Below are 23578 nucleotides of genomic sequence, written 5' to 3' on the forward strand. Positions count from 1 at the left end.
ATGGTTAATTACAAAGACTTAGGACTGGTTAATTCCAGAGAAATGTTCAAGAAGGCAATGGAAGGTAAATACGCTATTCCCGCTTTCAATTTCAATAACATGGAGCAAATGCAAGCGATCGTTGCTGCTTGCGTGGAAACAAAATCGCCTGTTATCTTACAAGTATCAAGCGGTGCGCGCAAATACGCAAACCAAACGATTTTGCGCTACATGGCACAAGGAGCAGTAGAGTACGCTAAAGAATTAGGATGCAATATTCCTATCTGTCTTCACCTTGACCATGGCGATACTTACGAGTTGTGCGTTTCTTGTATCGAGATGGGGTTCTCTTCCGTGATGATCGACGGTTCTGCCCTTCCTTACGAGGAAAACGTGGCTCTGACGAAAAAAGTAGTGGAGTACGCTCACAAATATGACGTTACGGTGGAAGGTGAACTTGGAGTATTGGCAGGAATCGAGGACGACGTGGTTGCCGCTGCAAGCGTGTACACCAGCCCGGACTTGGTAGAAGATTTCGTGAAGAAAACGGGTGTTGACTCGTTAGCGATCTCCATCGGAACTTCCCACGGTGCCAACAAATTCAAACCGGAACAATGTACCCGCAATGCTGACGGGATATTAGTTCCTCCTCCATTGCGTTTCGACATCCTGGAAGAAATCGAAAGAAGAATCCCCGGATTCCCGATCGTACTCCACGGGTCATCATCCGTACCGCAGGATAAAGTTGCCACGATCAATAAATATGGTGGAGCGTTAAAAGATGCCGTGGGTATCCCGGAAGAACAATTACGTAGGGCAGCAACTTCCGCTGTTTGCAAAATAAATATCGACTCAGACGGTCGTCTTGCCATGACTGCCGCCGTTCGCGAAGTATTTGCCAACAAACCGGCAGAGTTCGATCCCCGCAAATATTTGGGACCGGCAAGAGATGCTTTGAAGGAATTATACAAGCACAAAACCATTAACGTTTTGGGAAGTGCCAACAGAGTAGAATAAAAAAAAGGGGCTTAATAAGCCCCTTTTCTATGAAAAAAACACTACCTTTGCGCCCTATTTGGATTTAATACCATAGGAGCAAAATGCAGAAAATTAGAAACATTGCGATTATCGCACACGTTGACCACGGGAAAACGACTCTGGTTGATAAGATGATCTTTCAAGGAAATTTATTCAGAGATACCGAAAACAAAGGCGATCTAATACTCGATAATAACGACCTGGAGAGAGAGAGAGGAATTACTATTCTAGCCAAGAACGTTTCAGTTCACTATAAAGATTACAAAATAAACATTATTGATACCCCGGGGCACGCCGACTTTGGAGGAGAGGTTGAGCGTGTACTCAATATGGCAGACGGTGTTCTATTGCTGGTTGATGCCTTCGAGGGGACTATGCCGCAAACCCGTTTCGTGCTCCAGAAAGCACTGGCTTTGGGTAAAAAACCGATTGTCGTGGTAAACAAGGTTGACAAAACGAACTGCCGCCCGGACTTTGTGTACGAGCAAGTGTTCGATTTAATGTTCTCCCTCGATGCCACGGAAGAACAATTGGATTTCACGGTAGTGTACGGTAGCGCGAAACAAGGTTGGATGTCCACGGACTGGCACAAACCGACAACAGATATTACCCCATTGCTGGACGCAATCATCAAAGATATTCCCGCCCCGAAAGTACAGGAAGGGACTCCCCAGATGCTAATCACTTCTTTGGAGTATTCTTCATACGTGGGACGAATTGCTATCGGCAAATTAACCCGCGGAACGTTAAAATCCGGAATGCCCGTAACTCTCTGCAAAAGAGATGGCGTTACCCTTATAAAAACCCGTATTAAAGATTTGATGACCTTCGAGGGGATGGGCAAACAAAAGGTGGAAGAAGTGGAATGTGGCGAGATTTGCGCACTGGTCGGTATCGAAGGTTTTGAAATCGGGGATACAATTGCCGATTTCGAGAACCCGGAAGCTCTCGCCCCTATCGCTATTGACGAGCCGACCATGAGTATGTTGTTCACGATCAATGATTCCCCCTTCTTCGGACGGGACGGAAAATTCGTGACTTCCCGCCATATCAAGGATCGCTTGGATCGGGAATTGGAAAAGAACCTCGCCCTACGAGTGGAACCGGGACAATCAGCCGATTCATTCATCGTGTTCGGTCGGGGAGTTCTTCACTTGAGCGTGCTGATCGAAACCATGCGGCGCGAAGGATACGAGTTACAAGTAGGACAACCGAAAGTAATCATCAAGGAGGTCAACGGCGTGAAATGCGAACCCGTGGAAGAATTGACCATTGACCTTCCGGAAGAAGTCTCCGGCAAAGCGATTGAAATGGTCAACCGCCGCAAAGGAACTATGACAAACATGGAACACCGCGACGAACGGGTACACCTGACATTTGACATTCCATCCAGAGGTATCATCGGTTTAAGAAGTAACCTGTTGACCGCAACCGCAGGAGAAGCCGTGATGGCACACCGCCTGAAAGGTTTTGAACCGTATGCCGGAGAAATAGAAATGCGTACCAACGGTTCGCTGATTGCCATGGAAACAGGAGATTCATTTGCATACGCGATCAATAAATTGCAAGACAGAGGTCGGTTCTTCATTAACCCGGGTGACGAAGTGTACGCCGGGCAGGTTATTGGGGAAAGCACCCGTCAGGACGATATCGTGATTAATGTGTGCAAATCGAAAAAACTGACAAATATGCGTGCCAGCGGTTCAGACGAAAAGACGAACATCGCCCCGCCAATATTATTCAGTTTGGAAGAGGCTCTCGAGTATATCAAGGAAGACGAATACGTGGAAATTACTCCAAAATCCATGCGCCTTCGCAAGATTTACTTGGACGAGAACGAACGCAAAAGAAGAAATAAAACAATAGAATAGCAATGAATGAGGGTGTGCCAAAAGTCATTTTTGACACACCTTCATTTCTCCACCCCATTTGCCTATGTTGACAAACATCCGCCTGCAATGCCAACAGTTGACAAACCCGCAATTCACGACACCGAAAGAACTCGTGGCATGGATGGGTGCCTTACAGGCTCAAAACTACCCGATGGTAAAATGGGCAATCGGAATAAGATTAAAATCAGGTTCTTTATCGATCGTTGAAGAAGCCCTGCAAAAGGGTGACATCATTCGCACCCACGTCATGCGCCCCACGTGGCATATTGTCGTGGCCGAAGATTTGCGTTGGATGTTAAAACTATGCTACCAACGCATCAAGGCTGCCAACGAGTCGTGGTGCAGACAAGTCGGTATTCAGGAAAAAGAATACCTGAAATGCAACCGGGAGATCGAAAAGATACTCGAAGGCAAGCACCTTACCCGAGAAGAAATGGGGATAGAGTTAGCCCGTCTCGGTAACATTGTCGACCAGACCCGACTGAACCACTATCTATTCCGTGCCGAATCGGAAGGCATTATTTGCAGCGGAGCGGATAAAAACAAAAAACCGACGTATGCCCTTCTGGAAGAACGTATTCCCCCGGTTAAAGATTTGTCCAAAGAAGAAGCATTGGCGAAATTGGCAACAAATTATTTTAGAAGCCATTCCCCGGCGAGCTTACAGGATTTCACGTGGTGGTCCGGCTTGCTCATCTCGGAAGCCAAACAAGCGATAGAAGCCATTAAACCGGATTTGCACGTGGAAAAATACGGCTCGCTCGAATTGTACGTGCACGAATCCTGCCAGAACGCACCTTCCTCCCGGGCACAACTTCACCTCCTGCCCTCCTACGATGAATACCTCATCAGTTATAAAGAGCGAGGCACGGTAATGGATCCCGTTCACCACCCCAAAGCATTCAACAACTGGGGTATATTCTATCCTGTCATCCTGTACAACGGCAAGGTAGTAGGAAACTGGCACAAGAAAGCCTCAAAAAATCAGATAAAAATAGAAACTACTTTTTTTGAAGATCATCCCGAGATCAGCGAGGAACTCATCAATCATGCTTTAGAGAAGCATAAAGCGTTTTTTTTAATGCCGTGATAGAATGATTTCCGATTTCTTACCTTTTTCATTTGTTGTTTCATCACTCTAAGCTTAAAATCAAAAGAAATTTCATACCTTTACATGATATATTGGTGCATTATTAAACTTTTAGGTCATGAAAACAAAAAATACCTCCCCGGATAACGACATTATCGCTTCCACGGAAAAGAAGCTTCGGAATGTTCGCACCTGCTTGTATATACTGGTACTGGCGGCAATAGCCAAGATTGCCATGACTGACTTTTACGAGGCAAATTTCCGCACGTGGATTAACGTGGGTGTGATATTTTTAATTGTATTCCTGGTACTTTCCATTGAGATGAGCTTGCGCAAAAAACTTCGTGCCGAGAAGAAGAAAGAGGAAAATCGTTTGTACGAGCACCCTTTATAGCCTCGGTACCGTAAACCAGAACTTCGACCCGTGTCCTTCTTCTGATTCAACCCCGATTTGCCCTTTCCACTTTTCCACGATCGTCGAGCATATCGAAAGCCCGAGTCCTGTGCCTTGCTTGAAAGAATCCAGTTTGACAAACCGTTGAAAAATAGCCTCTTGTTTCTCCCGCAGAATCCCGGAGCCGGTATCTTCCACGAAGAAATACATATCGCTCTCCCGAACTTCATACCCGAAATGTATATACCCTTTTGTAGTGAATTTCAAGGCATTATTCAAGAAATTACATATAATCTGGCTCAAACGGTTTTTATCCACGAACAAGCTATTCACACCTGTGTGCTCGCCAACGAACTTCATCTCCACGTCCCCATCTACTTTCATCTTGTACAAGGACTCGATCCCCGACAAAAGCAAATCCACCTCAACTTTTTCGGGGATAAAATCCAATACCCCGGCTTCGATTTTCGAGAGATCGAGAATATCGTTTATCAGTTGCAGCAACAAATCCGTGTTCGTCCGTATCAATTTGATATACTCGTCCCGCTCGTCTTTCTCCAATTCCTCGTCCATCGTGAGCAACTCGGAAAAACCGACAATCGCGTTCAAAGGTGTCCGTATCTCGTGTGACATATTGGCGATAAAAGCAGACTTCAAGCGGTCTGACTCCTCGGCTTTCGCTCTCGCTTCCACGAGTACCGTGTTGTCAATCCAAACCATCATATACCCGAGCGTATTACCCGCCTCGTCCTTCAGCCCTTTCACGTGAACCGTGAAATAACGGGAAGATTTCTTCTTGGAACAAATCTCGTATGCCTCCTTCCATGCCTTGGGCGAAAACTCGTAATCGATCACCAGTTGTCCCGTCCCGTCGAGTACTTCCCAGCATTCATCCGATATAAACCGGAGGGAGTACAAGGACAAGCCGATCAAGTCTTTTTTATCCGTGATCCCCGTCGCTTCCAGAAAACACTCGTTCACCTCCTGCATAACCCCTTTGGCATCAAAAAGGCAGATCGCCAATGACGTATTCCGGTAAAGATAACCGAAACGGAGTTCACTCTCTTTTTGCAACACTTCCGAACGGAAATGCGACATCCCGATACATAAAACATGAGATAAAGTACTAATATACAACTTATCCTGTTCCGTCCACTCCCGTTTCTCCCGAACGAAATCGACTCCCACAAATCCCCATGTGCGGTTGTTCGAATTCAAAGGGGCAACGAGGATGGAACGAATACCCTGGGCATCCAAATCATCATCCGCGAACAATTCGTTCCGCAACACGGCAGAGCACATATCTGCCGAATCTGCAACAAGAGCGTGTTGCAGATTCTCCTTCTGCGGCTCTATTCCTTCCGCCACGACTTCATACGTGTTATCACAAAACAAACCGGAACGGTCGAATTCAAATATATACGCCCGGTCAGCCCGGTATTCCTCCATGATCCGCAGCAACATTCGGTTCACCGCCTCCTCCTCTGTCTTCTCTTGCAGGAAAACCTCCAAAGATTCCGATATATGCCGTTGGTTCTCCAGAGAGTCTTTCAAACTATCACTCAACTCCTGCTGCCACCTCAAATAATTCCTTGTCCGGTAAAAATAAAAACCGATCATCAACACCAACACGAAAACCAGCGTCCCGATCAACATTCCCACCAGCACATTCTTATTCTCTTCCCAGAAAGAACTGGGATAGCTGAAATAAGCCACCGGATCGCCCAGAACCGCCGGGTCAAGTTTATATTTCAACACCAGGCTTTTGTTCAGATGCGCCCCGAATCCCTCTCCCGCGTCATTCAACGGAATATCTCCCGGTTCCGCCCCGTCCAACAGCCTGATAGCGATCTCCGCTAACTGCTGCCCGTAAGTGACCGTCGAATAATAATATCCACCCATGAAATCCTTGCTGCCCTTCCCCCAGTCGGCAAGCGTGAACACAGGCTGATCGACCGTGGCGAATATCTTGGCATTGATATAATCAAAATCATTCGTCTGGCTAGTCATATCCTGCAACCAGGAAGCATACACGATCCCCGTGTGTTCCGGTAGATGTTCCAAACTCCGCAACAACGAATCTGTCGTGAGGAAACGCCCGTCCAACGAGATAAGATTCAACTCCGGATGATCTTCCGGGACAAACTTTTGCGCGAGCAAAGAAGCAAATATCCCGTAAAAACAATTATCCCCGACAAGAACAACATTCTTCGTGTCCGGGAATAAACGCTTCATCATGTGTATCGTCTTGCTCACGCCCACGCGTTCAGTGAGTCCCGTCGCGTTGTATTGTTTACACAAGTCGGTTGTCGCCACGAAATCCTTGGCAGACAAATGTTGCTTGTCGCAGTAACGGTCATAATCGACACCCCAATCCTTGACCCCGGCAAGAAGCACTTTCACCTCTCCCCATTCCCCGTTATAAGCCTTCCGGTATGCCATCCACGAGGCATCCGCCAGCAAGACGACGATCTTTGGCGGGCAAGCCGAGTGCTGCCGTAGAATCACCTTCATTCGCTCCACCCATATTTCGGAGGACGAGAAGCGGTCGCAATTCAAGTATTCACTGTAAACCTTAACCGAATCGACATGAAGATTAAGTTCCTCACGAAATGAATTCTCGATCATCTTCGGCCAGGGATAACGGCTACTATATGAACTAATCAACAGGATATAATCATCCCGCTCTTTGTTTTCCCCCGAAAGATTTATCGCAAACAACAAGCATAAGGCAATGATAATGTATCTCATATCGTGATTCTGATTTGAGATCCATAATCCACATCATCCGTAAAAGCCTGATTGAAATTATATTTACCAGCATAGATCAATGCAGCCCGGATTGTTCCCCCGTGAGCAAACACGCAGACTTTCCGGTACTTCGTTTCCTTCAAATCATCCATAAAACGGGACACCCGATTATACTGTTCGAGGAAACTTTCAGCTCCCCCCGCGGGAATACTCAACCAATCATCGTACCATTCCTGCAAAAGGGGATCTTGTATCTCGTCCCAGCGCAGTCCTTCCCAATGCCCGAAATTCAGTTCCTTCAATCGCTCGTCCGGGATAAAATCCCCGAACCCGCAATAGAGTGCCAGCTTACGGCACCTTTGTAAAGGACTGGAATAAACGGCATCAAACGTGTACCCGGACAAAGCGGTTCGCACCCGTTCCGCTTCCTCTTTAAAGGAAGGAGCCACATCTACATCCGTATTGCCATAACACGTACCCGGCACGACATCAACCCTCGTATGTCTAACCAAAACTATCTCCATAATACAATCTTTCACTTCGTAAAAATCGCTTTTTTTTTCGTATCTTGCTAGAATTTCATCAATTAATTTATAATTTTGACTTTATTACAAGCAAATAGGCAGCCATGAAAAGTTTTATCACATTCCTGTTAGGCATTTGTCACGTGACAATTATATACTCCTGTCAAGACGACCGTTCCTTCACGGGATACGCTCATCAGCTTGCCAACGGCAAATGGGGGGCATTTCCTACAAATACGACCACGCCCTTGATTTCAGCGAAGGTCTGGCAGCCATCAAAATGGGAAACAAATACGGGTATATCAACACGCCCAGGGACGTCGTGATCCCCTTGAAATACGAGGCTGCCGAATCCTTTCGCAACAACCTCGCCAAAATTCGTTTCAACCGTTGCCAGGACATCATCGCCAACACCGGCAAAGAAATAGTCCCCTGTAAATACAAATCAGTCTACCCGATCGAAGAAGACGGCACCCTGTAAGTACAACAACAGACCGACGGGCACGTGATACGGGTAAAAATCAAGAACTAAAATAAAAACTGGTAACGACACCAGATCACCAGCACGCTCAAATAAAATACCTGCTCGATAATCAGAACGGAAGCACCGCAACAATCTCCGGTGTATCCCCCGATCTTTGCTTTAAAAAAGAAGCGTAAAGCGATTGCCGTCAATATCGCGGGAACCATCGCCCAACAGAAAGAGGCATCTTTCAGAAAAAAGAAAGGAATCATCGTGACCGCTCCCACGAGCACGAAAATAAGTACCTGTACTTTACTGTAAATTACCTTTGTCTTACTCTCTTCTTCCTTACGAACATAAGGCAACGTATTTATCATCACGGCAGCACATAACTTTGAAAAACAATCGGCAGCAATCACGATCGGGAAAATCATCGCGGGATCGAAACTCGACAACAAGGAATAGTATAACCCGAAATAAAGCACTAGCCCGATCGTTCCGTAACACCCGATATGTGAATCCTTCATGATCGCCAAAATCTTTTCCTTCGAGGTGCCGCCCCCGAAACCGTCAAAGAAATCCGCCAAACCGTCTTCATGCAGAGCACCGGTCAACAGTATCCTCGCGATAATCGCCAGGACACACGCCACCCCCAACGGCAACACCTGAGCCGTAAGCCACAGGACACCTCCGGTTGTCGCTCCCGTCAGAAAACCCACCAAAGGCCAGAACTTGATCACATCCGCGAAATAGCGTTTATCCACGTTTACCAACCGCCACAGCGGCAAACGCGTAAACATCATCAATGCTGCCAAAAGAGAAAACATAGTAATTTTAGATTTAATGATTTTAGATTCCTGCCGCACAAGCCATCACTTCAACTCCCCCCTTACTTACAATTTTCAATTATTTAAAGTATTTCGTCACTGCAGCCGCCTTGAAAGAAGCCATCTCGTTAATCATGTTCACGGCAGAAACCAGCAAGGGATAAGCGCAAATAGCCCCCGTACCTTCACCTAACCGCAAACCAAGATTCAACAAAGGTTCCGCTTTCAAGTAATCCAGCACGAGCTTATGCCCGCACTCGTCGCCCTGGTGCCCGTATATACAGTAATCGGTCAGCGCGGGATACAACGCCCGACCCGCCAACACGCAGTTAGTCATGATAAAACCGTCCACGATGATAATCATCCCCAGCTCGGCAGCCCGAAGCATCCCTCCCACGGCAGCCACCATCTCGAATCCCCCGAAATAACGGATAACGTCTTTCGCCGAACCGTCGCCAGTGTAATTCTCCATGCAACGACGCAACACGTTGTACTTGTGTTCCACCCCTTCACGGGACAACCCGCTGCCCGCACCCACGCAATCCGACAAGGGAATACCCGTCAAATAAGTCATCCACATCGAGGAAGAAGAAGTATTGGCAATCCCCATCTCCCCGAAGCTCACCACGTTCGTCCCCTCCGCGTGCACCATATCCACGATCTCCGCACCGATCTCGATTGCCCGATCGAACTCCTCTTCCGTCATTGCCGCCTCGTGCAGATAATTGGAAGTAATCTTCCGTATCTTCCGGTCGATCAACCCCTCCATCGGTCCGAAATCACAATTTACCCCGCAATCCACCAGCTTAATCCCGAAACCGTGCTGCCGGGCGAACATATTCACCCCGGCACCGCCCTTGATAAAATTAGAAATCATCTGCGCCGTCACCTCGGGTGCGGAAAAACTAACCCCCTCCGTCACGATACCGTGATCGGCAGCGAAAATAATATTCTGCGGTTTCCTCAATTCCGGGGAAAGCGTCTGTTGTATCAAACCGATTTGCGCCGCCACCTTCTCCAACAAACCCAACGATCCTTTCGGTTTTGTCAAATTATTTATCTTGTCTATCAAGGCTGGCAACATCGCCTTGTCCGTCTCCTGAATTACAAAATTTCTCATATAATTGAAAATTGATTTACTTCACTCTCATGGCTATTCCCGACACCATCAACACCACCTCGTCGGCGGCACGGGCTATATACTGGTTCATCCATCCCTGCAGATCCGTGAAACGGCGTTGCACCGTGTCGACGGCAACTCCCCCCATCCCGATCTCGTTCGTCACGAAGATAAATGTAGCCTCCTGCCGGGTAAACCGGTCGAATTCCTCCTTCATCTCCCCGAGGGATTTATCCACGTCCGAATCGTTATCAAAAAAGAAATTCGTTCCCCACAACGTCACGCAATCGATCACCACCACACGCCCATGCACGTCATGCCGGCTCAAAAATTTCTCCTCCTCTATGTTCGTCCATCGCACTCCCCGATCAGCCTGGTGCCTTCTCACCCGTTCCCGGAACTCCTCGTCCCATACCCGCGAGGTGGCTAAGTAAACGGGATTCTCCGCCAACTGCAGAGCCAAATCCTGCGCGTACCGACTTTTCCCGGAACGTTGCCCTCCCGTAACCAATATTACTTTTCTTTTCATCATAGCGGCAAATTTCTCTGTTTTTTTAAGAAATTCAAAGTATTATTCCGGAAAATAAAACATTTATTTTCGCTTCCACACCAACAACACGTCAAGGACAACCCCCAAAAGCACCCCCACGGTGTAACACACGAGGTCGCTCCACGAAAAGCCGAAGCCCAGCACCAACCCGCCCAAAGTCGTTCCCCGGATAGCATCTATCCAAGGGGCATGGTACAACTGACTTATCTCGACCAAATATGAAAATACCAACGCCACCCCGAAAGACACACTCCTACTCATCCTCACGAACAGAAAGCGGCAACCGAAATACACCATCGCTGCCCAAAGGACATCACCCACGTACATCTTCACGAAATCAATCGTGCAGACGTCTGTCTTCCGGGAAAGCAATCCCAAAACGATCATTCCCAGAGTCAACAACAAATACTTGAACCGCATTCCTTTCATCATATTGTATCTTTTCATCTCTTCCGGCAGGTCACAAATTTACAAAGAATCCATTCAATTATATAATATTTTCCATAACTTTGAACAAACTAATAATCTGAATGACAATGAACATCACATTCGAGAAACTCGGGAACAAACACCAGAAAGAGGTTATGGACATCTTCAACTACTACGTGGAAAACAGCTTCGCCGCCTTCGCGGAACACCGGCTCCCGGATATTTTCTTTGAAAAAATACTGGAGAAAATACAAGACTACCCGGCATACGCCATCAAAGAATCCGACTCGGGTGCCACCGCCGGATTCTGTTACCTGAGTCCCTATCATCCCCTGCCGACCTTCCGACACACGGCACAAATCAGCTATTTCATCCTTCCACACTACACCCACGCTGGGGCGGGCAAAATGTGCCTCGACCTACTGGAAGCTGACGCCAAGAAACGGGGAATCCGCATCATTCTCGCCGACATCTCGTCTAAAAAACCGCAAAGCATCTCGTTCCACGAGAAATTCGGCTTCACGCCATGTGCCCGACTGGAAAAAGTGGGACACAAATTCGGAGAAGACTTCGATGTCATCATCATGCAAAAAAACTTGTGAACAACAGGGGATGACCGCCCGCGTCACTCCCGTGTAGCCTCCCGTTTGTTCTTGAATAACGTGGCATACCTAAAATTTTACCCACGTTAAAAAAGCATATCTTTCGTTAAAACGTGGGCGAAGAGTGGGCAAACTGTAGGCGATAAGTGGGCGGACCCGCCTATAAGCCGCCCAATAGTCACCCAATAGTCACCTAACGCGAGAGCAAATTGCCATTCTTCAGGCTACACATTCCCGATTTCCCGATACACGACGTCCTCATCCCGGGACACGCATTTTCATCTCTCTTCAATCTATCGAATGAAATTGTTTATTACTTTTGTCATCTGGATTCTAAAAAAAGAGTGATGATAGAACTGATACTCTCCCGACACGGAGAAACCCTGGAAAACCAACAACACATCCTGCAAGGGCAACTCCCCGGCACGCTCTCCCCACTGGGCAAAGCGCAAGCGGAGAACCTGGCGGAGATATTGAAGGACGAACGGCTTAATGCCGTCGTGTCCAGCGATTTGGCTAGGAGTTACGAAACAGCACTAGCCGTGGCAAAACGCCACGGGCTGACACCCCACCAAACACCCCTGTTGCGGGAAATGGACTGGGGGGTATACACGGGACAACGGCTCGACGATGTCGACTGGCTCAACCTGCCTCCCAGCGTGGAATCTGTCGAAGCCCTTTACCAACGGGCGACCGACTTCATCCGTTACCTGCAAGATAACTTTCCCGACCGGCGCATTATAGCCATCGGGCACGGGGCATTCAACCGGGCTATCATCACGTACCTCGAAGGCAAGAAAGCGATCGAAATGATCGATCTTCCCATCATGGAAAACACGACCCGCATTTACTTTAAAATATAAACCCAATTGAAAATTGGAAACCTGCATTTTCAATTTTCAATTTTCAACTTTCAATTATTATGAGGATTTACACGAAAGGAGGAGACAAAGGAACTACCGGAATATTCAGGGGAAGCCGGGTTGACAAAGATGACATCCGCATCGAGGCAAACGGGACACTCGACGAGCTGAACGCATCGCTGGGCGTGATACGGGCTCTGCTGGATGAACAGGACGAACGCCAGGAAATGCTGGCATACCTGCAACGCTCGCTGATGATCGTGATGTCGCAAGTGGCAACCCCGTCTGCTATCCGTGAAGAAAACCCGAACAAACTACCGGAAGACCTCGACGCGTTCTGCGAACAACATATTGATCGCATGAACAACGAGATGCAACACCCGTCAACTTATTTCATCCTGCCGGGAGGCACTCCGGTTTCCGCCCACTGCCACGTGGCACGCACCATCGCCCGGAGAGCCGAAAGACGCCTTTGGACGCTCAACCGAACTGATGAGGTTCCCCCTCTTATTCTCCGTTTCGTGAATCGCCTCTCCGACCTGCTCTTCACCCTGGCTCGCTGGGAAATGGACAAGGAGGGATCGGAAGAAGAAAGATGGAAAGCCTTTCTTTACAAGAAGAAAAACAATTAAAATGGAAGAAATCATCTAATCTAGAATCAATATATGCACCTTCGGTCTATCATGTTTGTCGGTACCTGCTCGGACGCGGGAAAAAGTATCATCAACACGGCATTCTGCCGTATATTCAAGCAAGACGGTCATCATCCCGCCCCGTTCAAGGCACAGAATATGTCCTTGAATTCCTATTCCACCCCCGATGGGCTGGAAATCGGGCGAGCCCAAGCCGTGCAAGCCGAAGCGTGCGGCATAGCCCCGGAAAGCGATATGAATCCCGTGTTGCTCAAACCCACGAACGACCAAAGCTCGCAAGTCGTGTTGAACGGTAAGCCCATCGGGAATATGTCCGCCAAAGAATACTTCATGTCCAACAACAAAGCCGGACTATTCGACCAAGCTTATGCCGCCTACGAACGCCTGCATGCCCGTTACAACCCGATCGTGCTGGAAGGTGCCGGGAGCATCTCGGAACTGAACCTTCGGGACAGGGACATCACGAATATGCGTATGGCAGTCCGCACGGATGCCGCGACGTATCTGGTGGCAGACATCGACCGGGGAGGCGTCTTCGCTTCCGTCTACGGGTCTATCGCCTTGCTGTCGGCAGAAGAAAGACGACAAGTGAAAGGTATCATTATCAATAAATTCCGGGGAGATATATCCCTATTTGACGAGGGACGCCGACTGATTCAAGAATTAACGGGCATTCCCGTGGTGGGAGTGATTCCGTATTTCCGGGATATTTATATCGAGCAAGAAGACTCCGTCGCCCTGGAAACCAAACACGTGAAGGCGGAAAGCGGTAAAATCAACGTGGCAATCGTCCTGCTAAAAAGAATGTCAAACTTCACGGATTTCAACGTACTGGAAAGGGACGACCGTTTCCACGCTTATTACACGAACAACACGGAAGAAATCCGCAAAGCCGACATTATCATCCTCCCCGGCACGAAGAACACGATCGCCGATTTGCAAAACATTCGGGAAAACGGCATTGCCGAAGCCATCATCCGGGCACACAGGGACGGCAAGAAAGTGATCGGCATCTGTGGCGGCTACCAAATGCTGGGAGCCCGCGTAGAAGACCCTGACGGGATCGAGGGTGATATGCCCGCCATCCCGGGCTTGGGAATCCTCCCGCTAGTAACCGTCATGGAAGCGGAAAAAGTGACCCGCCAACGCCAGTTCAAGTTCCGGAACCACCCGGAAACTTGCCAGGGATACGAGATTCACATGGGACACACCACGCTGCTCGACGGGGAAAAACCGTCGCCCCTTAACCGGATGCACGAGGGACAGGAGGACGGTTACCTGCTCGACGATAAATGCTGGGGGACATACCTCCACGGGATTCTGGACAACGACATCGTACTCAACGACCTGGCAGAAGGCTTAACCCGCGCCACACCCAAGAAGTTCGATTACGCCGAATTTAAAAACCAACAATACGACAAACTGGCTCAACACGTGCGTTCATGTGTTGATATGGAATATATATACTCCACACTTAAAACAAAATAACTATGCTTAACGGACACGGTGACGACCTTTACAAATCTGGCAACAAGATAAAAGCCAATTTTTCCACGAACGTGTGGTATGACGGGGACTCGGATATTATCCGGTCTGTCCTCAAAACACAAATCGACACGATATTCCATTACCCGGAACCGTCTGCCGAATCATTCGTCAACGAGGTGGCTGCATTCCACGGCGTGACCCCTCAAAACGTCATTGCCGGAAACGGAGCCACGGAATTGTTCTACTTAATCGCACACGCGTTCGAGGGGGCAAAAACGCTATTGCCGATCCCCTCGTTCCGGGAATACGAGGACGCTTGCACGCTGTACAGGCACAATATACTATTCTCCCGCGTCGAATTGTTCGAACCGGAAGCCGCGGACTTAATGTTTATCTGCAACCCGAACAACCCGAACGGGTACATCTGGACACGGGAGCACATAGAGCGCATCCTACGATGCTATCCGGACATGACACTCGTCGTGGACGAATCATTTATCAATTTCGCCCCGACGGCAGAACCCAGCGAACCACTGCTGTCCCGTTACCCGAATCTACTGATCGTTCATTCCATGACCAAGAGTTTCGCCATCCCCGGTCTGCGCCTGGGCTACATGCTGGGTAACGAAGCACTGATCGAACGCATCAAAGCTTTCAAATTCCCGTGGAGCGTGAATTCTCTCGCCATCGAGGTAGGGAAATTCCTCATGAAAAACGGGAAATACCTGCTCCCGGACACGTTTCGACTGCTGAAACGCAAAGAAGCATTCGTTCAACATTTGGATGAAATCAATGGTTTCCTCCCTTTAAATTCAGGCACCTCGTTCTTCCTCGTGCACACCAAATATAACGTCAAGGAACTGAAACAATATCTCATAGATAAACATGGAATATTGATTCGGGAAGCCTCGAATTTCAGGGGACTGGATGAACACTATTTTCGGATAAACACCCTCTCCGAGGAGAAAAACCGAATGCTCGTGGAAGCTCTGAAAAATTTAGAATTTAAAGTTTAGAATTTAAAATGAACTCATTTTCAATTTTCAATTCTCAATTCTCAATTCTTATCGTCCCGCTCGTCATCGGGTACGTGCTCGACTTGCTTTTCGGGGACCCGAGAAAGCTGCCTCATCCCATCGTGGCATTCGGGAACATCATCGGCTGGTGTGAACAACATTTGAACAAAGGGGGACACCGTAAAACGAAAGGTTGCCTCGTCGCCATCGGATTGCCCCTTGCCACCCTCTGCCTCGGCGGACTCCTGGCATGGGGAGCGTGGGTCATTCATCCCGTGACCTACTACATCATCGCCTCCGTTTTCGTCTTCTACGGGTTGGCAAACCATAGCCTGATACAAGAAGGCGGAGAAGTGATCCGCACGCTGGAAACCCAAGGACTGGAAGCCGGGAGGAAACGGTTATCCTGGATCGTGGGGCGGGATACCAGCCAATTGCCTCCCAAGAAGATATATACCGCCGTTCTCGAAACTATGGCAGAGAACCTCAGCGACGGAGTGGTTGCCCCGCTATTTTTCTATGCGCTAGGCGGCTTCCCCACCATGATGATGTACAAGATGGTTAACACTCTCGACTCCATGATCGGCTACAAAGATGCCCGCTACAAAGACTTCGGTTGCTGTTCCGCACACCTCGACGACATCTTAAACTACATCCCTGCCCGGCTGACCGCACTGCTGATGGCGTTATCCGGTTACCGGAAAGGCATCTTCGCCTTCATCCGGAGATATGCCCGTCAACACGCCAGTCCCAATTCCGGCTATCCCGAATCCGCGATGGCAGGCATCTTGGATTGCCGTTTCGGGGGACCGAATATCTACCACGGGATTCTGGTCGAGAAACCTTATATCGGGGTTAACGACCGGGAACTATCCGGCAAGGATTACAAACGTGCCGCCCGCGTGAATCAATCGGTGTGCCTGCTGACGGTAATCCTCGTCTGTATTATTTACACCCTTCTTTGTCCTCCACTTCCATTTTTCTAGCCTTTTTTTATAAATGTACTTTTCCATATAAAATAAACCCTAAAAGTTTTGTGTCTAACTTTTAGGGTTTATTTCAAGTTTTAATCACCCTCTTTTATACCTATTTCCGTTCTCCTAACTTATCATCAATATATACAAGATTGTGCCCATTCAACATTTTAAGACGATCCACAATAGCCTGAGCGGTATCTTCCTCTTCAACTTGCTCATTCACGAATCCATTAATGAAATTTTGTGCCGCTTTGTCATTTTCTTTAATAGCAACATCCAACAAATCATCGATTAATTTAGACACGTGGCACTCGTGCTGATAAACATGCTCGAACACTTCCAAAGGAGATCCCCATGCCGTGGGAACCACGTTGACTTGTCCAATCTCGATGTTTCCTCCTCGCTTGATCACGAAATCAATCATTTCATAAGCGTGTTCCAACTCTTCTTTAGATTGTGCTCTCATCCACGATGCCATTCCTGTATATCCACTTTGCGCGAAGTACACGGACATAGATAAATACAAGTTAGAAGACCACATTTCAGCATTCACCTGAGCATTAAATGCTTTCACTAAATTTTCGTTCATCATAACTCTTTTATTTACAATTTACTTTTTTCAAACTAACCGAAACAAGACAAAATATATGCCACACGCAACGACTATGCAGAAATATTCCCTTACGGACAATTTGTCATCTCGAAATCTACAACAACATATCTAACAATTGCTCCATTCTGCCTTCTCCCCAGTAAAAGTGGATGTAACTCGCTACTACATTTTTATACCGATAAACAGGTGTATCGACTTTTTCCCCCTTGGCGTTATACACTTTCACCCCATTAGCGTCTCCTACCGTTCCCGGCTTTACCCGGGAATAATGGAATTCGTGTCCCCGGATTGTCTTATCGCCCAAGACCACTTCCCTATAGCCTAATTTTAACTTCATTTGCTCCATCGTCGCCTCCTGCCGGAGAACCCCAACCATAGAATACGTGACACCGTCAGTACCCGTGATATGCTCACACAGATACATCATTCCCCCACATTCGGCTAACAATCTTCCCCCCGTTTCGCAGTATGCCCGGAGAGCTTGCCTCATGCCCTCGTTCCCGCTCAACCCGGGAAGAAAGAGTTCGGGATACCCTCCCGGCAAATATATCAAATCGGCTTCCGGCAATACCGTGTCCCGCAACGGACTAAAGAAAACGACTTCTCCCTCCCGCTTCAACGCTTCGAGGTTCTCCCGGTACATGAAATTAAAAGCTTCATCCCGAGCCACCGCTATCCGTTTATTCCCCTGCCGGGATTCCTCCCGCACCTCTTGTCCGGGAAAATCTACCGTACACAATTCCAACAACCGATCGACATTCACGGTTTTGGCGATCACCGCCGCCACGGTATCGGCAAATTCATCAAAACAAACACTCTCGTCAATAGACAATCCCAAGTGACGAGAAGGAATGACAATCCGTTCGTCCCTAGGGATGTAACCCAATACCTCGATACCGACGTCCTCGCAAGCCCCCCGCAGGTAAGCGTAATGTGACTCCGATGCCACGAAATTAAAGATCGCCCCAACGACACGTAATTCCGGGCGAAAGTGCATAAAACCGTACAACACGGGAGCCACGGAATAAGCCGTCGACTTGGCATTCAACACCAGCACCACGGGAATCCCCAGCAAACCGGCAATCTCGGCACTACTGCCCCTCATCTTGTCATACCCATCAAACAACCCCATAACACCTTCCGTCACACAAACATCGCACTCTGTCCCGTAACGCGTGTAAATTTGCCGCACGTGTCTTGCCGAAGCCATAAAAGTATCCAAATTGACAGCCTCCTCTCCGGCTGCCATCGCATGATGTTTCGTGTCAATATAATCCGGTCCGCATTTGAAAGGCTGTACCTTCATGCCCCGCTTCCGCAACAACCGCAACAAACCCAACGTGAAAGTCGTCTTTCCGCTTCCAGAAGTTGCCGCACCGATCAATACCTGTGGTTTCTGCATCTTCACCTTTTTAAATACCTAACTTTTTCCTGATATCCTTCGGGATAGCGTTCTTGTGTACCAGTATATCCATCGTCTTCAACGCCATGTAAGGATAAGAGGCGTAAAAATACCCGCCGAACTTATTGTATTTATTCCAAGAGTTCTTCACGATAAAATAAGGCGTTCCGTTCTGATCCATTGCCTTACCGATAACATGCATTCCATGGTCATCCGTCGTCAGGTAACGGTCGAATTCTTCCTGCCTCATCTCCTGGGTGATTTTCTTCTCGGGAGCCGGAGCCAGTTTAAATGCTTCCATCGTTTGCTGTTCTTTGGATAACTTTTCCCACTTGGCTATTTCAGCCCCGGTCATCTCTTTCGTGTTCGTCGTGGGGACCACGGCAACGCCTGCATCCTTTGAGGCAAACCCTTTCTCGCTCACGTCAGCCCCCCAAACAAAGGTATATCCGTTATCGATAGCACTTTCCATCACCCGCATCAACTCGTTCAACGGGATGTTATACACCTTATCCCATCCCCAGTTATCGGCGACTTCCAACGCGAACTCCGTGTAGAATGGATGATGCGTGAACGAACTCAAGTTCACGTAATCATCCATGTTCAACCCAACGACCTCGTCGGCAAAAGTACGGGGGGTATATTCTTTCCCCTTGTACTCGAACTTCTCGGGTTCCTCGCCGAGATAAACATCCAGAATCGCGTCGAATCCTTTCTTCCACGCGGTGCTCAATCGTCTGTTATTATTCTCGACCACCGCTTCCACGTATGCTTTCAGCACAGCATCAATCTCCCCGAACACGTGATTCGGCTCCCCGTAATTCAACCCCTCGAAAACTTCCAGGGGAACAATCCCGTATTTCTTTGCCATATTAATGACATCTGACGAGGCTCCGCCCACGGCAAAATTCAACACGCCATGCAAACGGACATACTTGTCAGCCTTGTCGCTGTACGCGTGTTTCACGAAATAGATTGCCGAAAGGTTTACTGAATCTTTCCCCAACCGCATCATTTCCGATTCCAGGAAAGAAGCCGTAGACCATGCCCAACAAGTACCGGATCGGAACTGGTCTTTCACGGACGTGGCAGGCAATCTCTTGATATCCGTGAACTTATACCCCTCGGGCTTCACGGTATCCTGTTTTACCGTATCTTGCGCGTAGACACCCACACGGGCTACAAGAAACAGTACCAATAAAAACGATACAAACTTTTTCATATTCTTATGTTATAATGACTATTTTATTTTTGACAAAAGTAGCCAATAAGTCCGTATTCTGTCTTTCGTCCAATCAAAAATTGTACTACAGATAAACAGAAGAGGTTGTCCTACTTCACTTCAGACAACCTCATTCCTAATTATGCACGGAAAATACTATTTTTTCTCGGAAACCACAGTCCATCCCTTTTCAATAGCTATAGAAGGAGTGCCGACAGATTTATTTCCATAAACGGTTACCGTAGCCTTACTATTCGTCGTTTTATAAAGCCGTGTATAAACAGCATCAACAGCATCTTTATCCATTTGATTATTCTCAAAAGACACAGTCACAAGAGCCCGGCAATTTGATAAATCTAACTCTGTCAACTGGTTCGTTCCACAAGAAATAGAGGTTAGGCAAGCCAATACCTTATTGGAAGTACACACTTTCAAGGAGATTAACTCATTCTTAGAGCACGTCAAAGAAGTCAAACTCTCGTTGGCAGATAAATCCAAAGAGGTCAATTTATTCCCGCTACAATCCAAGGACGTCACGTTTGGGGATATTTTCAAACCCGTCAATTGATTGTTCGCACAAGTAATACTAGCCAGATTATCATATGAAGAAAGATCTAAAGAAACAAGCTTATTATTACTACACACGATTGATGTTACAGAACTCGGGAGTTTCGGCAATTCCGTCAATTGATTCTTGCTACAATCCAAGCTCGTCAGATTTTTACAAGCATCCACACTCAAAGAAGTCAAAGCAGCTTTACAAACAACAGCCGTCAATTCCTGGCAATCATTCAAATCCAAAGAAGTAAATTTCCCGGCAGAACATTGTAATTCTGTTAATAATGTACATTTACTCAAGTCGAGCGAGGTCAAATCCTTTTCCGCTATCCACAACAAAACAGGTCCTCGCCCTTTCGCGACAATCGTATATGTGCCAGCTTCAAACTCGTGACTGTAAACCGACATACTACCCGGCTTTTCCGTTTTCCCGTCCCCCCAATTAATCTCATCTACTAACGCCCCGAGATAGCTTCCCCGGAACAAGTTAAAACTAACTTTTCCCGCTTCAGCTTTCGTTACACTCATGGATATTTCCCAAGGGGTTGTCATATCTTCATACACCCGGTCCACGTTATCGGAGCAAGAAGTAAACATTGCGCCCCATATCATTAGCATTACAACAAATATTTTTCTCATAGCCTGCAAATATTAAAAATTATATGACACAGATGCCTGGAAGTTCCGCGGCATCCCTTTCACCGGTTTGTTGCCTTGCGTGAAATAATCTTTATTAAACAAGTTATTCACGTTCACTGCCAACATCACGTTACGTTTAATAGTATAAAAAATACCTCCATCCATTAACCACAAAGCCGGAGTATAAGTACGAGCTGCCACATCCTTGAATACTTTATCCACAAAATTACCACTCAAATGGAATGACAAGTTTTTAAATACCCCGTGCGGGATCGTATAGTCGCCAAAAACATAGAAAGTGGTACGGGGAGCTCCTGTTGTACGCATATTTTTACTTGTTTCCACATAATCCGGGAAAGCACTACTCTTCAAGATTGCACGCGTGCGATAATCGGACACGCCCAAACCCGCAGTAATTTGTAAAGTCGACACGGGAGTAAGGATAATCTCCATATCCAATCCTCTGGAGTCAGCCGTACCGATTTGGGCTTGTATCGTTTTCTCTTCCACAAAGATCTCTCCGTTCTCATCTTCCGTTTCCACATTTTGCGTTCCGACCTTTCTCACTAAATTCAATTGCCGCAAGTAAAAAATACTGGCATTAAAATCAACAAAATCATTTAAGGTGTAACGAATCCCGACTTCTGCCTGGTATCCTCTCGTTGGTTTAAACACCTCTCCGCCATCCGTATCCGGATTATACGCCTTACCATTACGATCGAGATAAATCGTATTCGGGTTATAAATTGTCGTATTCGGAGTAAAATATGACGCCATAGAAGCATAGAACGAAAGTTGAGGCATGGGAATATATACCGCTCCGGCACGATACGTGAAAGCGGAAGTGCTTACCTTCTGCCATTCGGAACGATTCTCTTTATCGTAATGCCGCTCTTTATCGGTAGGGGTTGCCGTGGCACTCTGGCGACGGAAGAAATCCATACGTCCGGCAAGCATTACTTTCCACTTCTCGTTCAACTCAATCACGTCATGGATATAAAATCCGTTCGTATAATCCTTACGCATGGTAACAGCAGAAACACGATTTTCCCACCACCCTTGTACCAAGTGTGGATCAACAACTGTTAATTTAGCTTTTACTCCGGGACCAATATTATCATTTTCCTTTTCTGTCCAACCGTTATATTGCAAATAATCAAACAAATCAAACGACCAACCTACTGTATAGTGGTGGGTCAAACTACCAGTTTCGAGATCTCCAGTTAACTCCAACGTATTATTCCACGTATCATGCCGCGGGTAAAAACCTAACGGGTATGACCGCTGCAAAGAATCGAGGCAAACATATGTTGGGGTCAACGCACCTCCATTTTTCTTATAATAAACGTAATTATAACCATCTCTTGGAGTTTTTGAAGTCAGGTAACTGATACCTTCCACGGTACAATAACGCATAAAACTATGGTCAAAGGCAAAACGCTCTTTCAGTTTCAAACTCTTGGAGAAACTATATACATATTGAAAATCGATATTCCAATTCTTGCGATTCATAAAATCATTCGCGTGATCCCCATAAGTCTGGTCATAATCGGCAAAAGGATTTAAATCCCCTTTCTTCAACACGAGTTCATTTGTCTCCACATCAAACATATCCCCGGGCATATAAGGAGCCGATCCGATTTCCGTCGTGTAATCGTCATCGCAAAAACCGAAACGCATATCAATCCGGCTTTTCCCGAGAGTAGCCCCCAATGCAGCCAAACCGGAAAAGCGATTGGATGTCACATCCCGATACCCATCCCCGTGGGAGTAATGCAAATTTGCCCGGTATTCAATAGGTCCGACCAATTTGCCCCCGAATCCCATGGTTGCCCGTTTCTCATTCCAACTCCCGTAACTGATACGGGCATTTGCCGTGAAATCAGGAGTCACCTTCTTGCGAACGATATTGATTATTCCCCCCATGGCAGAATGTCCGCCCAGAATGGATGCCGCACCCTTAATTACCTCGATTCTTTCCACTGAAGCCAAATCTCCAAACGGTGCCGTGTTCATGATAGCCCGGTCATCGCGTATTCCATCGATCATCACCAATGCCTGCCGTCCCCCGCGTACAGAATAAGCCTTAAAAGGACCAAGTTGATTAGAAATCGTTACTCCCGGCAAAAAACGTACTGCATCCTCTAAGTTTACCATTCCTTTGCGTTCGATCACCGCCCCCGGCAAAGAAGTTACTGTCATGGGTACATAACGTAAAGGCACATTCAGGTTTAATAGCTGAACCCGATTCGTCTTTTTAGTTTTCACCACGTTTACCTCATCAATCTGGAAAATGGTATCCGTGATACTTTTCTTTTTCCGCTTGTCTTTGTCCTCCGCAAAAAGAGAACCAATACACATCATCAGCAATAATGCCAATACAACAACTTTTTTCATACAACTATATATTAATAATGAATAAAGCATTATTAACATAGTCTTCTGGGCAATATGAGTTTCAAGGTAAAATTGTATTTTCCCTCTCGCT

General features: G+C 47.2%; 22 protein-coding genes. 11 read left to right on the top strand and 11 right to left on the bottom strand.

The window, feature by feature from the left end:
- The 4 genes from BN8899_RS06305 to BN8899_RS06320 all read left to right on the top strand — a co-directional run bounded on the left by BN8899_RS06305 (nt 1) and on the right by BN8899_RS06320 (nt 4393).
- Nucleotides 1-996, top strand: coding sequence for a class II fructose-bisphosphate aldolase (locus tag BN8899_RS06305; protein WP_018339286.1), 996 nt, complete (start codon nt 1-3; stop codon nt 994-996).
- An 83-nt stretch (nt 997-1079) separates the two neighbouring features.
- Entirely contained in the window at nt 1080-2888 is a 1809-nt protein-coding gene (gene typA, locus BN8899_RS06310) for a translational GTPase TypA (protein ID WP_065218775.1), read from the top strand.
- Between the two features lie 64 nt (nt 2889-2952).
- The gene (locus BN8899_RS06315) at nt 2953-3999 is read left to right on the top strand and encodes a winged helix DNA-binding domain-containing protein (RefSeq protein ID WP_065218776.1); all 1047 of its coding nucleotides are present in this window, start codon (nt 2953-2955) and stop codon (nt 3997-3999) included.
- A 118-nt stretch (nt 4000-4117) separates the two neighbouring features.
- Nucleotides 4118-4393 carry a hypothetical protein gene (locus tag BN8899_RS06320; RefSeq protein ID WP_065218777.1) on the top strand — a complete coding sequence of 92 codons (276 nt, stop codon included), beginning with the start codon at nt 4118-4120 and terminating at the stop codon, nt 4391-4393.
- On the opposite strand, the gene BN8899_RS06325 is transcribed toward BN8899_RS06320, so the two are convergent.
- On the bottom strand, nt 4388-7144 hold the full coding sequence (locus BN8899_RS06325; RefSeq protein ID WP_065218778.1) for an ATP-binding protein: 2757 nt from the start codon (nt 7142-7144) through the stop codon (nt 4388-4390). The genes BN8899_RS06320 and BN8899_RS06325 overlap by 6 nt on opposite strands.
- Nucleotides 7141-7668 carry an alpha-ribazole phosphatase gene (gene cobC, locus BN8899_RS06330; protein ID WP_018339281.1) on the bottom strand — a complete coding sequence of 176 codons (528 nt, stop codon included), beginning with the start codon at nt 7666-7668 and terminating at the stop codon, nt 7141-7143. The genes BN8899_RS06325 and cobC overlap by 4 nt, the downstream gene beginning before the upstream one ends.
- A gap of 136 nt (nt 7669-7804) precedes the next feature.
- On the opposite strand from cobC, the gene BN8899_RS06335 reads away from it, so the two are divergent.
- Nucleotides 7805-8149 carry a WG repeat-containing protein gene (locus BN8899_RS06335; protein WP_148375307.1) on the top strand — a complete coding sequence of 115 codons (345 nt, stop codon included), beginning with the start codon at nt 7805-7807 and terminating at the stop codon, nt 8147-8149.
- A 47-nt stretch (nt 8150-8196) separates the two neighbouring features.
- Here the strand turns inward: BN8899_RS06335 and cobS are convergent, their stop codons facing one another.
- The 4 genes from cobS to BN8899_RS06355 all read right to left on the bottom strand — a co-directional run bounded on the left by cobS (nt 8197) and on the right by BN8899_RS06355 (nt 11060).
- On the bottom strand, nt 8197-8958 hold the full coding sequence (cobS, locus tag BN8899_RS06340) for an adenosylcobinamide-GDP ribazoletransferase (protein ID WP_065218779.1): 762 nt from the start codon (nt 8956-8958) through the stop codon (nt 8197-8199).
- Between the two features lie 79 nt (nt 8959-9037).
- Nucleotides 9038-10078, bottom strand: a complete 1041-nt coding sequence (gene cobT, locus BN8899_RS06345; protein ID WP_018339278.1) for a nicotinate-nucleotide--dimethylbenzimidazole phosphoribosyltransferase — start codon at nt 10076-10078, stop codon at nt 9038-9040.
- A 16-nt stretch (nt 10079-10094) separates the two neighbouring features.
- The gene (locus BN8899_RS06350; protein WP_026207824.1) at nt 10095-10607 is read right to left on the bottom strand and encodes a bifunctional adenosylcobinamide kinase/adenosylcobinamide-phosphate guanylyltransferase; all 513 of its coding nucleotides are present in this window, start codon (nt 10605-10607) and stop codon (nt 10095-10097) included.
- Between the two features lie 63 nt (nt 10608-10670).
- On the bottom strand, nt 10671-11060 hold the full coding sequence (locus BN8899_RS06355) for a ribosomal maturation YjgA family protein (protein ID WP_369800403.1): 390 nt from the start codon (nt 11058-11060) through the stop codon (nt 10671-10673).
- Between the two features lie 98 nt (nt 11061-11158).
- On the opposite strand from BN8899_RS06355, the gene BN8899_RS06360 reads away from it, so the two are divergent.
- The 6 genes from BN8899_RS06360 to cbiB all read left to right on the top strand — a co-directional run bounded on the left by BN8899_RS06360 (nt 11159) and on the right by cbiB (nt 16665).
- Nucleotides 11159-11659, top strand: a complete 501-nt coding sequence (locus BN8899_RS06360; RefSeq protein WP_231932281.1) for a GNAT family N-acetyltransferase — start codon at nt 11159-11161, stop codon at nt 11657-11659.
- 347 nt (nt 11660-12006) lie between these two features.
- On the top strand, nt 12007-12522 hold the full coding sequence (locus BN8899_RS06365) for a histidine phosphatase family protein (protein ID WP_065218780.1): 516 nt from the start codon (nt 12007-12009) through the stop codon (nt 12520-12522).
- 59 nt (nt 12523-12581) lie between these two features.
- Nucleotides 12582-13154: a cob(I)yrinic acid a,c-diamide adenosyltransferase gene (locus tag BN8899_RS06370; protein ID WP_065218781.1), complete on the top strand. Its 573-nt coding sequence runs from the start codon at nt 12582-12584 to the stop codon at nt 13152-13154.
- A gap of 33 nt (nt 13155-13187) precedes the next feature.
- Nucleotides 13188-14663 (top strand): cobyric acid synthase, encoded by a 1476-nt coding sequence (locus BN8899_RS06375; protein ID WP_065218782.1) that lies wholly within the window; start codon nt 13188-13190, stop codon nt 14661-14663.
- Between the two features lie 2 nt (nt 14664-14665).
- Nucleotides 14666-15679 carry a pyridoxal phosphate-dependent aminotransferase gene (locus tag BN8899_RS06380; protein ID WP_065218783.1) on the top strand — a complete coding sequence of 338 codons (1014 nt, stop codon included), beginning with the start codon at nt 14666-14668 and terminating at the stop codon, nt 15677-15679.
- A gap of 8 nt (nt 15680-15687) precedes the next feature.
- Nucleotides 15688-16665 (top strand): adenosylcobinamide-phosphate synthase CbiB, encoded by a 978-nt coding sequence (gene cbiB, locus BN8899_RS06385; protein WP_065218784.1) that lies wholly within the window; start codon nt 15688-15690, stop codon nt 16663-16665.
- A gap of 100 nt (nt 16666-16765) precedes the next feature.
- On the opposite strand, the gene BN8899_RS06390 is transcribed toward cbiB, so the two are convergent.
- The 5 genes from BN8899_RS06390 to BN8899_RS06410 all read right to left on the bottom strand — a co-directional run bounded on the left by BN8899_RS06390 (nt 16766) and on the right by BN8899_RS06410 (nt 23487).
- Nucleotides 16766-17248 (bottom strand): ferritin, encoded by a 483-nt coding sequence (locus BN8899_RS06390; RefSeq protein ID WP_065218785.1) that lies wholly within the window; start codon nt 17246-17248, stop codon nt 16766-16768.
- 115 nt (nt 17249-17363) lie between these two features.
- Nucleotides 17364-18671, bottom strand: a complete 1308-nt coding sequence (locus tag BN8899_RS06395; RefSeq protein ID WP_065218786.1) for a cobyrinate a,c-diamide synthase — start codon at nt 18669-18671, stop codon at nt 17364-17366.
- Between the two features lie 10 nt (nt 18672-18681).
- Complete coding sequence (locus BN8899_RS06400) at nt 18682-19893, bottom strand: C1 family peptidase (protein WP_065218787.1); 1212 nt, start codon at nt 19891-19893, stop codon at nt 18682-18684.
- 156 nt (nt 19894-20049) lie between these two features.
- Nucleotides 20050-21090, bottom strand: coding sequence for a leucine-rich repeat domain-containing protein (locus BN8899_RS06405; RefSeq protein WP_148375308.1), 1041 nt, complete (start codon nt 21088-21090; stop codon nt 20050-20052).
- A 12-nt stretch (nt 21091-21102) separates the two neighbouring features.
- Complete coding sequence (locus BN8899_RS06410) at nt 21103-23487, bottom strand: TonB-dependent receptor (RefSeq protein ID WP_065219417.1); 2385 nt, start codon at nt 23485-23487, stop codon at nt 21103-21105.
- Between the last annotated feature and the right edge of the window lie 91 nt (nt 23488-23578).

The sequence above is a fragment of the Butyricimonas sp. Marseille-P2440 genome (genome assembly GCF_900091675.1).
Classification (GTDB): Bacteria; Bacteroidota; Bacteroidia; order Bacteroidales; family Marinifilaceae; genus Butyricimonas; species Butyricimonas synergistica.